The organism is Rhizobium sp. AN5, from assembly GCF_900215255.1.
Taxonomy (GTDB): domain Bacteria; phylum Pseudomonadota; class Alphaproteobacteria; order Rhizobiales; family Rhizobiaceae; genus Agrobacterium; species Agrobacterium tumefaciens.
Window position 1 is genome coordinate 1 of the sequence record NZ_OCMJ01000001.1, and the last position, 13863, is coordinate 13863.

The following is a 13863-nucleotide window of genomic DNA, read 5'->3' on the forward strand; positions in this document are numbered from 1 at the left end:
CTGAACAATGTGAGTTTCACCACGCGATAGGATAATCTCCGCCTGAACGTTGAAAGTCGGGCGAGCCTGCACCGTCCCAGCGCGGACGTAGTCCCGGACGAAGTCGACATCCGCGGACTCGGTGCGACCGGTAATCATGCGCTGTCGGTTCACGTCCCGGAAAAGCACTTCGCCGCGTTCGTCGCGCACCGGGTTGCCCTCCTCGTCGACCATCGGCTCCGAGTTCATATCGTAAATCGGCTGTCCGTCTTCGTCTGTCGCCGGAATGTCCGGAAGCGACACCGGCGGAACGTTCACGAACCGAACGCCGCGATCGGCGAAGGCAGCTACCTGACTGGGCAGGACGGGATCCTGGACGATGTGAAAAATCCGTCCGTTTTCGTCATATTCGATGATCATTAGCCTGAGTCCACGATTGCGTAATTGGCGACATAAGGAAAACTGAGCGGTCCGGCATAGGGCGGCTGGGGCCCGACGGGACCATCGATCTGCGTGATGCCCTGATAGAACCGGAGTTGAGTGGCGTTGATGCGCTCAAGCGTCCAAAGCCCGTTCCAGCCAACGGCCGGATGAATGTGGGCTGCAAGGCCCGCGCCGGCTGCCATATAGTTCTGAGCGTGCATAAAGATGAGAACCGACTCACTGACGGGCTTCGCGAGGTTGATCGTGGCGCTGTATTCGATGTTCGGCACATAGAAGCTCCCACGCTGACCAACGACCATGCTCGACAGGTCGGAGTTAAACAGCAGGTCAGCATTGTCGGCCGTCAAAACGTTGACGCCAGGACGACTGATCTTCAGACCGTTCGTGTATAGGAGGACGCGATTAGCCATTGGCCTTCATTGAGGTGATAAAGTAGCGATAAACGTCCGAAGTTACGTCAGTGCGCTGGCGCGTGAACCGAAGAACCCCAATGTTCGGGAAAGTCATAGTGACGCCAAACGTGGCGTTTCCGTCTCCAAAGTAGGCGACGATCATCGGAATGTATCCCTGAAAGGGATAGCCAACATCGATCGATGCGACGTTTGCGGGGAATTGAATAAGGCCGGTCTGAACGATCTGGAGAGCCCTGATCGCCCTCGACGGGGTCGCCAGAAACAGCATGTTGCGTTCAGCCGTGGTCAGCACGTCATAGCCGGGCTTCGACACCCACAGGCCCATTTCGGATCCACGCTGTCCTAGAAGCACGCGATTAGCCATCGACCGCAGCCCTCAAGATGCAATAGCGGATATATGCGTCGTCAAAATAGATCTGCTCGCCCTCAAGACCGATGAGAGGTGTATTGTTGAAGACGACGCGGTCTTCGTAAGTCATCGCTTCGGGCGTGTAGGCGCTAAACCACGCGCCCTCCTGGACATCTGCGCCTGGTCGGCGCAGAGCGAAAACCAAAGGCCGATACCCCAGGTTATGGTAGACAGTCGCCGACCGAACGCTGTTGTTGAGCAAAACCGTGCCTTCCATAAAGACGCCGGCGATTTCCGCCCACCGGCTATCGAATGACAGCGCGCTCGCGGGCAGGTTCGGATCAAGCACGTTGTATCCGGGCTTTGAGACCCGGAGAACATGCGTGCCATCAAAGGCGCCAAGAACAACTCGATTTGCCATATCACTAAGTAAGTGCTTACTTACTATTGTGTCAAGTGTTATCCGCGATCAGGATGCGGCGATTGTTCAGATCAACCTGCATCAGGCTGTCATCCGACCGCAGCATGCCCGAGACCATGACGCCAATATTCGACGTAATCGAGGAGAGCGTCTGCACGCTCATCGTCTGGGCAGTCACCGAGCCTGCTGCAAGCTGCGCCGTCGTAATCGACTGCGTCTTAAGCTGACCGCCATCAATCACAGTGCGGCCATACGAGGCAAACAGGAAGATGCCGCCCTTATAGGAGCCGAGCACCACGTTGTTCGATGCGTTCGCCGTAGCGAAGGTCGCGGTCGCGCGGATCTGCGTTTCACCCTGAACCCAGTAGAGCCATAGCGTCCCAGCAGTCCAAAGAGCATTTCCTGCGGCGATGCTGACGGTTACGTCATCGCCGGCGTCATTCTCCCAGGCAATAGTGCCAGCAGTCCAGGAAACACGGTTGGTCGACGGACTGTTGTGCTCGAAAGTGATGCCGTCGATATTAATGCCGCGCATGCCGATGACCGCGGTGTTTGCAGCCAGTGAGTTAGCGGCTACTGCGCCACCGTTGATCTTCGCCCTGTCACCGCCCGAACGCCAGTCAGACAGAGTAGTGTCGCCATCGATCAGGATAAGGCCGGGTTCGATAACCGTTACGCCCTGATTGATACGGCTTGCAGGATCATTTGCGCGCTCACGGATCGCGTTCAACGTATCGCCGCCCACCTGGATCGTGCCAGCCAGGATGCCGTTCGCCTCGATCTGGTCAGCCTTCACAGAGACGATCTTGGCTGAGGTAATGATCGCGTCCTTGAGCTGGAGCGTGTTGGTGATGATGACATCATTTGCGACAAGCTGCTGGGCGCCGACGGTCCCAGCGAGGATATCGGAGCCGTTGAGGGTCGCCTTGCCGTCAGTGAGCTGCACGTCCGCGCCACCGCGGTAGAATGCGATCGGATGACCGCTCTGGACGAAGATCGGGCTCACGCTGGTCGACGTGCGCAGCGTCGTTTCGCCCTCAACGTAGTAGAGGTAGAGCGTGCCTGCGGTCCAGGTCGCGTTACCAGCCTGGACGACCTTGGTTACAGGCGTCCGGCCAGGCACGCCAAAGGTGATTTCGAACTGGGTCCACGAAACCTTATTGGTGGCAGGATTATTAGGCGTCAGCTTGAGTCCGACGATTTGCACACGCTTTGCGTCGGGCAATACAGCAGTCGTGGCTGTCGCGACATCGGACAGCTCGCCCACGTTCTCGCTCGCGTCAACAGCGCGCAGCCAATAGAAACGCGATACTTCGTTCGGCAGGCCAGTGCGTGCGAAGCTCGAACCGGCGACCCGAGCAATGACGGCAGCCGTCGCGGCATCGTTGGTCTCGTTCTCAAGGACTTCGATATAGGCGAGGTCGGCGTCGAGAGGATTCTTCCACGCAAGCCAGAACGAGGTCAGACCGGCCGTCAGCTCTACGTCCGTGACCTTTCCAGGAGGTGTAGTATCCTTGATCGCCACATGGACTACCGGATCCGTGTAAGCGGAACCGTTCGACGCCTTGTCACGGGCGCGAATGCGAATCTGATACTGGACGCCGGAGATACCATTGAACTCGTAAGGACCGGCTACGACAGGGATCGATACCCAGTTGCCGTTGCCCTGCTTGACCTGCAAGTCGTAGCCAGCAAGATCCTCTTCCGTGTTCTCATTCCAGGACACGGTTACGCGGGCGCGGCCATCGACCAGAGCCGAGGTCACGGACAGTCCCGTCGGCGTCTCGGGCGGATCAACATCCGCGCCGTCATTCAGCGTCGTGATGGTGAACTCGGTCGACCAGTTAAGATCGGTCTTGCCAAAGCTGTCGTATCCGGCGATGCGGAGATAGTATCCAGTGTCCGGCTCGCCGGGGATGGTGAGCGGGTTTGCCATGCCGTCATAGAGCGGCTGGTCCGTAATCTGGATGCCGGGCGTCTTGGAACGCAGAATGATGATACCCGCGAAATCCGGATCGTCGGGCTGCGTGTAGCCCAGGTAGATCGAGGAGCCGGCAACCTGATAGGACGGTGCGATCGCAGCCGGAACCGGATTGGTGAAGATTGCCGAGGCGGGGTCGGACGTGCGGCCGAAGACATCGGAAACGGTTACGTCAATACGAACGGAGCGGGTCGGGCTCGAATGGCCGAGACGCTCGCAGTCGGTCTTGTTCGACTGGAAGTCGTAGAGATACGACTGACCGGTAATGCGTTCAGAGCGCAACAGCTCGCCGGTGCCATTGTGATAGACGTAGACGTGGTTGTGGCTGTAGTGCGGAGACGAAACATTCTCCAGCGGGCCGGCTGCCTGCAGGGCGAAGTTGTTCTTCCAGCGCACACGAACATCAGTGCCTACAAAAGTATGGCTACCCGGATTATCGACCAGTTCCAGATCTGAGACGGTTGGCTTCGGAAAGCCCTCCGGACCAGCGGCCTCGAACTCGATCGTAGCCGGCTCCGAAATAAGACCGGTGTAACCGATCGACTGGACGTAGAACTTGTAGGTGCCGCCCGAGGTCGTGAGCAACTCCATAAAGCTCTCGGCCGTCGTGCCGACAGTGAAGCTTTCGCCGTCCGGGGTATCGACGGACATGATGAAGCCGCGCGTCAGGAAGTTGAGCGGCGCGGTCCACGATACGGTCAGCGAATGGTAGTTCTGGCCGCCCGAGATATAGCCGGTCTCGCGCACAATCAGGTTGGAAGGGGGAACGGCAGCAGCAGGCGGTCGCTCATAGGGAAGCGGCTCAAAGCTGATGCCTTCCTCGACACGCGCGAACTTCTGCGGATCGTGGAAAAGCGCCGTGACCTTGAAGATATTCGGTTCGGTCTCATCGACCGAGAGAACGCGATAGAGCCGAGGCGTAATATCGCTGCCCTTGATCGTCCACATCGCGTCCGCATCGGCCTTCTGGGTGAAGGCGGTAGAAACACGAACGGTGCGATCGTCCAGGAATGCCAGGATCGGCCGGGTTTCGAGCTTTCCATCAGGAAGCGTCAGCATGAGCTGATAGGTCTCGCCTTCATTCCAGTCAAAATCGCCGTCCAGTTCGATCACCAGACCGTTGTGCGATACAACGCGACCCGCCGCGCGGATCTGCGCCTTGCGCGGGTCGGAAACGGCGATAATCTCGCCGGGACGCAGCTCCGCGTGATCCCATGACGCCGAGTAGGTCAGCGTGTCCGTCTCGTGCTGTTCGGTGTCGATCACCCACTTGCCGTAGCGGTGCGCCAATCCTCGCGAGGTGCAGCCGGTAAGCTGCAAGGTCTTGTCGCGCCAACCCTTCTTGTGCAGAAGATCGGTATCGATCACGACTTCGGTGTCAGCCCGATAGAAATCATCCGGGTTGTTCCACTTGACCATGACCACAGAATGCCGAGCCTTGTCAGCAGTGCCGGCGTATTCGAAGTCGCCACCGATGACGTTCGCAGGCGAAACCAGTCGAACAGGGTCGGAAGGCATGTCCGCGGTTGCAAAGACCTGGCCCATTGCCCAATAACCCATGCCGCGCCATGCCTTCGTGATCGACTGCAGGACGAAGAAAGCTTCGTCCTTGGTGTTGATCACACCGTTGAAGGTGAAGCGCGGCTCCCAGATATCGGCGCCAGTGTCGCCGTTCTTGTAGCCAGACTTAACAGGCTGGTCGCAATACTGCGCGATGGTGTAGAGCGACCACTTATCGACGATTTCAGGCTTGATGAACTCGCCGAGACCGTAGCGGTCGTTAATCAGAAGGTCGTAGAATACCCATGCCGGATTGTTCGTCCACGCGATCTTCCACGAGCCATCCCAGATTCCGCTATAGGTTCGGGAGATAGGGTCATAGTTCGCCGGAACTTTCACCAGCAAACCGCGGACGTGATAGGAGCGCGGAGGGATGTTGGAGCCCATCTCCTCCGCATTGCCTTCCATCGCGATCGCGGCCGTGTGCGGGTAGATGAACTTACCCTCAACGAGAACGATGTAGCCTTCCCAATACAGGTCGTTCTGGAGCTTGTCGTCGTTTGAGTCCGGCGTGATACGGCGAACGCGCAAATCCCAAGGCGAACCGCCCGCCGGCAGAGATACGCGATGCGCTACCTGCGACGGCGACAGGGACTTCTCATTCGTCAGCTCATGGACGATCGCTTCCTGCCAGAGGCCATTATAGGCGCGGACATCGATCGCATAAGAGAGCGAAGTGGCCTTCAGGCTACCGTTGTCGTCCTGGCGCACCAAGGACGGAATACGGGTAATAACCCGAACAGCATCGGCGTTCTCGTCAACAATGGTGCGAACGACAGGCCCGGTCGATGCCTTAACCTGCACCTCGACGTTCGCCGGCGTTTCGACCGCGTTCCGGCCGTTGAAGAAGCCTTCGTCAGCCAGACCCTTGTGCTGGGACCAGGAAACTTCCTTGAAATTGTAGGATCCGTCAGCATTGAGAAGGGGCGTCTGATCAAAGTAAATCGATCGCTCGCCATCAACCAAGCCCCAGATCGGACCTTCCGAGATGGCCTCGATCAAATTGAACCGGGCGCGAGAGCGCAGCGTGTTGCGGTCGTTTGACGCCTTACCACCGCCCTTGCCACCGCCGCCCATGCCGCGCACGCGGATCGGCTGATTGGAAACAAGTTCATTCGTGGCGAGTGCGGTGTCGCCGTGAGAAAGGATCTTGATCACTTCTTGCCTCCCGAGCCGACAGACCCGCCACCGTTTCCGGTGACTGCGATACGTTCGATATCGATGCCGCCCGAGATGAGCTGGCCGCCTGTGATGACCTCTCCGTAGACGAGCGGCACGGGATTACCCTGATCGTAGGTATTGCCAGGGCCGGACATCGTGAAGGAGTTCGAACCGTCTTCCTCTTCCGCCTTCTCTTCGGGCGCGAGGAGCGAGGAGACGCCAGCGAGGGCTACCGCAGCGCCGAACAGCGCAACCTGCGTTCCGGTAATACCGCCCAGCGCGCCGCCTGCGATCGGGGCTGCGAGAGCGCCACCCGTGAACGCAAAGGCTGCACCGATGAGAACGACGCCGAGAATGACCTTGAGGAGACCACCGCGCTTGGAACCAGCGACAAACGGAACGATGTGCAGGTCGCCCTTGCCGAGCCGGAAGCTTGCGACCTGGCCTTCATCGAGCGCGAGACCACCGTCAACGTCCTTGCCACGAACGACGTGCCATGCCCCTTCCCTCAAATCCTTCATGAACTGGGGAAAATTGGCAGAAAGCGCGCGGACTGCTTCACCCGCCGTGGTAACGCTGAGCCGAAACTCCTTGCCATACTTGTCGCCGAGAGAGCCGTGGAGGTAGATATTACGCATCGGGCAGACCCTTGAAACGGAGCCAACGTGTAGCCTGACGACCCCACAGCCCAGCGGGCTCGCGGCGCGACATACGCGAAGGCAGGTGATGAACGATGAGGCCGTTACCGACGAGGATCCCGCCGTGGTTTTCGGTCGAGGATCGAATACCCATAAGGAACACGTCGCCCGGCTGGGGTGCGTCCTTCACTTCGATGAAACCAGCCTTGGCGAAATTGTCGGCATAGAGGTCACCGCCCTTTTCCCACCAGGCGTCCTGGCGCGGGAAGTCAGGAAGGTGAATGGGATCGAATGGCCATTCGATGCCCTCTTCGGCAAGCTTGTCCTTGCCGAGAGCGTAGGCGTCCCTGATCACCGCATAGCAGTCGGTAACGCCGTGCATGAACTCGCGGCCCAGCAGAGGAGGAATGTCCTTGCCGCCCCATACAACGGGCTTGTCAGCGACACGCTCTTCGTCGAGCGCGATGATGGCCCACGGCTTACCCGTGAGAGCCTGGCCTTCCATGTCCGCCTTCGAGGGGAAGAACGGGCCATTCGGGTGCGAATGCACCACGACATCGATGTTGTCGGCATGCTGCAGGTAAACCTGCGGCGAGATCTCGAACGAGCAAAGCCGGCAGGCGCAGTTCTCGTCTTCCTCGATGTGATTGACGGCGAGCTCGGCAATGTTCTCACAGCGAATATACCGGCCGGAGACGATCAGGCCGCAGCTTTCCTCCGGAAACATCTCGCGTGCATGATCCTTGGCGTCTGCGAACGCGTCTGCGAACTTCATCATGTCAGGAGACCTTCTGGACGCCAGGGAAGCCGCCGAAGGGCAGCGGATTGCTCCTGCCGAAGCGTGCGCGGCAGCAGCCGAGACGGCGCGAGGGCGTGTCTTTCGCCGGGTCGCTCACTTCCTGGTCGTTGATGTCGAAATACTTGTTGCCCGTGTAGGGGCACTGGGCCTTCGAGTAGTCGAAGTTGCCGACCGAGCCGTTGTAGAAGCGGTAGCGCCAAAGGCAGGTGTTACGGATCACGGTGCGGCCAGGAAGCTGCTTGCCTTCCTGATCGATCGACGCCGACAGCTCCCACTCAATGAAGACGCCGTTTTCCGACGCCTTACGTTCAAAGCGGAATATATCGGGCCCGTAGTAGGCTTCAGGGTCGGCGTCCGGCTGACTGTCGAGAAAGCGCTGGTAGGTCCGGACGCGATAGAGCGTGCAACCCAGCAGCTCGCCGTAGGTCGAGACGAGCGCCTGCGCCATGCCGTCAATATTGGAGATGCGGATCTTGGGCGTTGGCAAAGCGCCAGCGCCAGAGGTTTCGAGACCGGTGAACTCGACATCGATCGGCTGGTATTCGACGCCGTTGAACACGACAGGGCCGTCAGACTCGGAGCCCTGGACGAAATACATCATCGGCCCGTTCATCGAGCTTGCGTCGATGGTGAACAGGCTGATGATGCCGGAAGGCGAAAGAGACTGGCTCTCGGACTGAAGCGACATTAGGACCTCGTGGTTGAGGCCCTATTGTAAGTAAGCGCTTACTTATCTGCAAGGAGAAAAGTAAGTAATAACTTACTTCGCGTTGGTGAAGGACTGCACGAAGGTCGCATCGATCTGCCAGATGCCTCCCTCAGTGGTGCGAGACCACTCCTTGCAGGTCCACTTGACCGCACCGCGCGTGCCGAAAGGCTCGAAATAAAACGGCTTGTTGCCACCCATCCGCTCGAAGAAGTCCTCGATCTCGTCGGCCTGCTCGGTGGTCAGAACCTTCCAGGACAGCGTGGCGTTCTTCTTGATGTGATTAACACCCTTGGGCGTCGGCTGCGAATAGCCGTCGCCAAAATCCGCCTCCCAGAGGGAGACAGTCGGCTTGTGGCTGGTGCCCGGCGAGGGACCGACGGGCGGAGTGAAAGTCGGAAGCGGCATTAACGTCCCCTCTGGTTCATGTAATTACCCACCTTCGTCTGCTTGCGCAGTTCATCGGCGACGACCGAGCGAACCGAGACCTCGTATTCGCGAGCCATCTTCTTCGCCAGATCGCTGTTCTGCTCCGGCGTGCCTGCAGAGCCATTGACCGTGATGTTGGACGACACGTTGAACTGCTGGGCAGATCCACCAACACCGCCGAGCGCTTCCATCTGTTCCGGCGTGAAGACACCCTCGCCCTTCTTGGCGATGATCGGCACTTCCGACGGCAGCAGACCATCGACAATGCCGCCCGTGTGGAACTTGGCAGCGCCCTTGAAGATCGAGGAATGAGCCATCTTTGGAACGAGCGATGACGAGCCGATGATGCCGCCCGTGTGAGCCGTGCCGATCTTGCCCTTGCCGCCCGTGGCGACAGACGCAGCCTTCTTGCCACCACCGCCCTTGCCCGCTCCCTTGCCACCAGAAGCAGCGCCGGACTTGTTGAACATCTTGGACATCATGAACTTGACGCCCATGTTGATGACGTCCTTCAGAATGCCCTGAATGACGGAACGAAGGTCGCCGGTGCCCATGATCAAGTCGGAGATGCCGCCCGCGAGCGAATCCATCCAGCGAGCCGAAGCCTGGGATAGATTGTTCTGCAGGTCGCCCCATTCAGCGAACTGCTTTGCCATAGGCGAGCTGTCCTGCTGATACTTCTGCCGAATGAGCGCCTTCTGCTCTTCGGCCATGCGGGTGATCTCGACCTCGTTGGCGCCATTCTTGCGCTGCTGCTCAAGCCAGGTGTCTACGCGGGCGAGCTCTTCCTGCATGTTCTTCTGACGGAGCTGGCTCTGGGTCAGAAGCGAATTCTTGAGGTCGTTGGTTTCCTTGTTAAAGGCGACCTGAGCGTCCAGGCTTTCAAGCTGGCGCTGGCCGGCAAGCATGTTACGGCGCGTTTCAAGAGCCTGCTTATAGGCGGCGTTGTTCGTGTCGCCACCTGCCCTCTTGAGCACGTCGGCAACATAGCCATCGAGATCGGTCTGGAGCTTCTGCAGTTCCGAGCTATCGGGAACCCACTTCGGATCCTTGACCTTGTTCTGCATCTCAGCGATGCGCCGGTTAAGCTCGACGCGCTTTTCCTCGAACTTGATCGCTTCCTGCGAGTTCCTCTTGTCGAGCTTGTCGTTTTCGGATGCCTGCTTCTTCGCCTCGTCATACGCCTTTGCAGCAGCGAGCGCTGCCTTGTAGCGGTCGGCTTCCGGGTTGCGATCCTCTTCGCTCTTGCCAAACTCGCCGCTGCGGATCGCCTTGCGGAGCTGCTCGTAGCGCTTGCCGGTATCCTCGGCCTCGTTACCAAGATCCTTCGTCTCTTCCGAGGTCTTCTTGATCCAGTCCGCGAGATCCTGGTCGGATGTCTGCTTGGCGATATCCTTGTAGGCAGCGTCAGCTTCGCGGAGCGCATCCTTAAGTTCGCCGGTCTTCTGGACCTGCTGATCGAGAACGGTCGGCTGGAAGGCCGGCAGAGGCTGAAGAGCCGAGTTCATCGCACCGACATCAGCCGTGCCGAGCCCCGCAGCGCGTTCGCGCGTCGGGCCGTTGTTCATGCCATTGAGAGCGCCCTGGATCGTGCCATCAGAGACGTTGCGAAGCGAGGTCCACTCCTTGCGCAGGCCAGCGACACCCTCGCCGGAAGCCAGGCGACGGTTGAGCAACTGCATTGCCATGCGATCCTGCATCTTCTCATCGAACAGCTCGTTGCCCGACAGGCCCATTTCCTTCATGAGACCCTGGAGCGTCTGACCGACGATCTGATACTTTCCGAGCGCCGACGAGCCAGCCGGGCGGCCGTTCACGTCGCGGTGCTTCATGCGGTTTTCTTCGTAAGACAGCATCTGGCGCTGCAGGTCGCGGATCTGGTTGAGCGTCATGCCGACCAGGTTCTGCGCGCCGTTCGTCCACTTGCCGTTGTCGAGCGTGGCATTGTAGTTGCCGCCGGACTCGCCCTTTGCGATCAGCTCCAGCATGGAGCCCGAGAAAGACGTGATGCGCGGAGCGTTGGCGCCGAGGAACGGCAGCCCGGACATATTCGCGCCCATTGAGCCGAAGTCGAGACCGGACAGACTGGTTCCGACGCCCAGGATCGCGTTGCGCATCTCATGGATACGCTGCGTGACGGTGTCGATCTGCTTTACCGTCTGTTCGCCGAAGGCGTTCTGACGCATGAAGGTGCCGACGTTCTCGGCGGCCTGACCCTGGGCATTCAGGGAGCCCACGATCTCGCCAATGGCCTTCTTGATGTTCTCGTAGGGGCCGAGGCCGAAATAGCCACCGTTGTCGAGCTTGAGCTCCATGCGCTGCGCGTCATTAAGCTCGCGGCCCTGCTGGCGCTCCAGGAGTTCGAGACGCTTCTCGGCGATGTCAGCCTTGATCTTTGCAAGGTCCTGATCGGCCTTCTGGTTGCCCTTCATAACCTTGTCGAGGGTTTCCTTTGCCTCGGCAGCAGCGAGCAGCTCCTGGTGCAGCTTCTCAACTTCGACGCCACCTTCCTTGATGGTTCCGAAGTCGCCGGCCGCGATGCGTTCGTTCATCTCGGCAACCGCACCGGACGCGCCGGTGATGTTCGCCTGGAGCTTGGCAATGTCCGCGCGCAGGCCGTCGAGGGCGTTCCGGCCGGCAGTGATCTGCTTTTTCTCGTCAGCGGGTGCGCGGGCGTATTCCATGTCGAAGCTTTCACGCGACAGGGAGTTGAGCTTGGTTGCTTCAGCTACGCGAGAAGTGCGCAGGTAGTCGAGGCGCGCAAGGAACCTGCCCTTGTCGGCTTCGTCGGCCTTATCGTAAGCCTTCTGCATGGCTTCGATCTGGGTGTCATACATCGCGAGCGTTTCATCGATTGCCCGCTTCTGCTGGGCGATCTGGTCATCGACGTAGCGCTGACGGATCTTTGCCTTGCCTTCTTCCCTGTCGCCTTCCTTGTTCAGCTCTTCGGCATATGCCTTGTCACGAGCGATCGCGGTCTTGTTGTAGTCGCGCTGGATCGCTTCGAGGCCATCGGAGACCTCGGCGCGGTAGCGCTCCATGTCACGGGCGATCTCACGCTTGCCGGCGTCAGCAATAAGCTGCGGGGCAGCCTTGCGCAGGGCAGCAAGCTGTTCCTCAGTCTTCTTGATGTCCTCTTCCCAGACACCCGGCGACGACATGGTAGCAGCCTTGCGCATCGCTTCGAGGCGCTCCGTGAGCTGCGTTTCCTTGGCGCTGACGGTGTCCTCGGCCTGCTTCTTGGACTCTGCGCCATACTTGAGCAGTTCCTGATAGGCTTCATCGATCTTGTCAGAGAGAATGCCAAAATATTCGGATGCCGCGTAGGCAGCGACACCTGCAGCCGTGATCCAGGGACCAAGAACAGCCAGGCCGGATGCGGCGACGGAGATGACCGAGCCCATGCCGCGAACAGCGCGGCCAGCGGTGTAGGCGGTTGCGCCAACATTGGTGAACGAGGTGGCAGCCGCGCTCATGCGACCCTGTGCGGCAGCCCAGGCCGGCGAGAGCGTCATCAGCTCCAGGCGGGTAGCAGCAAGCGCGCCGCGAAATGCAGACAGTGCGCGCATGGCAACGAGCAGCCCAAAGCCGCCGGCGATTACCTTTCCAGTCGAGACGATCTCGTCGCGGAACTGCCAGATGGTCGCGATGCCCTCGCGCAGCGACTGCATGATCGACGCCAGGGACTGACCGAACGACACGGCCATCTTCTGAGCCATATCAGACGACAGAAAGCCGTTGATCTCGCGAAGCTGGATCTTCACCTGATCGAAGAAGCCCTTGCCGCCTTCCGAGGTCGCGAGGTTCTGCAGATTGGTGTAGAGCTGGGTCATCTGACCCGAGAAGGTCTGCATCATACGCTGGGCGGTGCCACCGTATGCGCGATCGAGTTCCGCGGTCAGCTTCTGGAGCGCCGGGATCGAGGCAACCGTGCCGGTCGAGATTTCCTTGGCGAGCTGCCCGACAGTCATACCCATCGAGCGGGCAAGCAGGTTCATCGCAATCGGCATGGACTCGCCGATCTGCTGACGGAGCTCTTCCATCTGCAGAACGCCCTTACCAGCGGCCTGCGTGATACCGAGAACGGTGCGGTTGAATTCCTGGTCAGAGCCACCGAAGGCCGAGATACCATCGGCGAGCGCCTTCATGGTGCCATTCGCCGGATCGAGACCGACCGCCTTGAGCTTGGTGAAGCCAGAGGTCAGGGTGCGCAGCGAAAACGGCATCTGGGTTGCCTGCTCTCGCAGATACTTGACGTTGTTGGCCGCGTCCTTGATCGGGTCTGCCGCAGTGGACATAGCCCGCATCTGGTAATTGAGCTTTTCCATCTCGGCGTTGACACGCACGATGTCGCCCAGCCAGCCATTCGCCGCAGAAGAAGCCTTCGAAAGACCGAGCGAGACGAGACCGGTGACAACAGAGAGATCACGAAGGGTCGCCAGAACGCCCTTCGTAGAGGTATCCATCCGCGACATCGTGCGGATGACCGAGCCGGCAGCATTCTGCATACCGGCCAAGCGCGGGTTGGTGCGGAGCAGTTCCTGATTGAACTCGGCAAGCGTCTGACCCGCCCGGAGGATACCGGACGTAAACGAGCCGTCGACAAGCTGGAGTTCAACGCGGATCTGAGTCATTTAAGAATTTTCCTAAGTAAGCGCTTACTTAGGTCAGCGACCAGCCGAGATCTTCATCTTGAGTGCCCGCAGACCTTCCCTGTCAAATTCGGGGTCCAATCCGGTCTCGGGGTCGATCCTGATCTCCGTCGGAGGGGCATCGGCTTCGAGGACGTAGATTTCGCCCATCTGGTCCTTGAGGTAGTCTCGCGCCGTCTTGTAAGCTTCAGTGGAGCCTACGGATGCGAGAAGCTGGATCTGCCGGAGGTCTTTCTCGGCGCGGAGCCTTTCGATCTGATTGGCAAGGAACCAGAACCGCTTGATCGAAAGGTCCATCACCTCGTCAAAGGACATGCCGTATTCGGCCAGC

Annotated in this window: 11 protein-coding genes; all 11 read right to left on the reverse strand. The window is 59.5% G+C overall.

Annotated features, from left to right (window positions below; all coding sequences use genetic code 11):
- Positions 1-399 (reverse strand): hypothetical protein (locus CRP02_RS00005; RefSeq protein WP_143539279.1); only part of this gene is annotated, 399 nt, incomplete at its 3' end.
- Positions 399-833, reverse strand: a complete 435-nt coding sequence (locus CRP02_RS00010) for a hypothetical protein (RefSeq protein ID WP_097169762.1) — start codon at positions 831-833, stop codon at positions 399-401. The genes CRP02_RS00005 and CRP02_RS00010, both read right to left, overlap by 1 nt.
- On the reverse strand, positions 826-1200 hold the full coding sequence (locus tag CRP02_RS00015; protein ID WP_097169763.1) for a hypothetical protein: 375 nt from the start codon (positions 1198-1200) through the stop codon (positions 826-828). The genes CRP02_RS00010 and CRP02_RS00015 overlap by 8 nt, the downstream gene beginning before the upstream one ends.
- Entirely contained in the window at positions 1193-1534 is a 342-nt protein-coding gene (locus CRP02_RS00020; RefSeq protein WP_143539280.1) for a hypothetical protein, read from the reverse strand. Before CRP02_RS00020 ends, CRP02_RS00015 begins: the two co-directional genes overlap by 8 nt.
- 103 nt (positions 1535-1637) lie before the next feature.
- Complete coding sequence (locus CRP02_RS00025; RefSeq protein WP_097169765.1) at positions 1638-6305, reverse strand: phage tail protein; 4668 nt, start codon at positions 6303-6305, stop codon at positions 1638-1640.
- Positions 6302-6946: a tail assembly protein gene (locus CRP02_RS00030; protein ID WP_097169766.1), complete on the reverse strand. Its 645-nt coding sequence runs from the start codon at positions 6944-6946 to the stop codon at positions 6302-6304. The genes CRP02_RS00025 and CRP02_RS00030 overlap by 4 nt, the downstream gene beginning before the upstream one ends.
- On the reverse strand, positions 6939-7724 hold the full coding sequence (locus tag CRP02_RS00035; protein WP_210200287.1) for a Mov34/MPN/PAD-1 family protein: 786 nt from the start codon (positions 7722-7724) through the stop codon (positions 6939-6941). The genes CRP02_RS00030 and CRP02_RS00035 overlap by 8 nt, the downstream gene beginning before the upstream one ends.
- A 1-nt stretch (position 7725) precedes the next feature.
- On the reverse strand, positions 7726-8433 hold the full coding sequence (locus CRP02_RS00040; protein WP_097169767.1) for a phage minor tail protein L: 708 nt from the start codon (positions 8431-8433) through the stop codon (positions 7726-7728).
- 72 nt (positions 8434-8505) lie between these two features.
- Positions 8506-8859, reverse strand: coding sequence for a phage tail protein (locus tag CRP02_RS00045; protein ID WP_097169768.1), 354 nt, complete (start codon positions 8857-8859; stop codon positions 8506-8508).
- The gene (locus tag CRP02_RS00050) at positions 8859-13514 is read right to left on the reverse strand and encodes a tape measure protein (RefSeq protein WP_097169769.1); all 4656 of its coding nucleotides are present in this window, start codon (positions 13512-13514) and stop codon (positions 8859-8861) included. Before CRP02_RS00050 ends, CRP02_RS00045 begins: the two co-directional genes overlap by 1 nt.
- 33 nt (positions 13515-13547) lie before the next feature.
- A complete protein-coding gene (locus tag CRP02_RS00055; RefSeq protein ID WP_143539281.1) occupies positions 13548-13847 on the reverse strand; it encodes a hypothetical protein in 300 nt (99 codons plus the stop codon).
- Positions 13848-13863: the final 16 nt, after the last annotated feature.

What these genes read in the sequence shown, in the direction of transcription:
- CRP02_RS00015 (WP_097169763.1), bottom strand. Translation starts at nt 1,200, where the DNA reads ATGGCTAATCGCGTGCTTCTAGGACAGCGTGGATCCGAAATGGGCCTG.
- CRP02_RS00055 (WP_143539281.1), bottom strand. Translation starts at nt 13,847, where the DNA reads ATGTCCTTTGACGAGGTGATGGACCTTTCGATCAAGCGGTTCTGGTTC.
- CRP02_RS00010 (WP_097169762.1), bottom strand. Translation starts at nt 833, where the DNA reads ATGGCTAATCGCGTCCTCCTATACACGAACGGTCTGAAGATCAGTCGT.
- CRP02_RS00030 (WP_097169766.1), bottom strand. Translation starts at nt 6,946, where the DNA reads ATGCGTAATATCTACCTCCACGGCTCTCTCGGCGACAAGTATGGCAAG.
- CRP02_RS00040 (WP_097169767.1), bottom strand. Translation starts at nt 8,433, where the DNA reads ATGTCGCTTCAGTCCGAGAGCCAGTCTCTTTCGCCTTCCGGCATCATC.
- CRP02_RS00050 (WP_097169769.1), bottom strand. Translation starts at nt 13,514, where the DNA reads ATGACTCAGATCCGCGTTGAACTCCAGCTTGTCGACGGCTCGTTTACG.
- CRP02_RS00035 (WP_210200287.1), bottom strand. Translation starts at nt 7,724, where the DNA reads ATGATGAAGTTCGCAGACGCGTTCGCAGACGCCAAGGATCATGCACGC.
- CRP02_RS00045 (WP_097169768.1), bottom strand. Translation starts at nt 8,859, where the DNA reads ATGCCGCTTCCGACTTTCACTCCGCCCGTCGGTCCCTCGCCGGGCACC.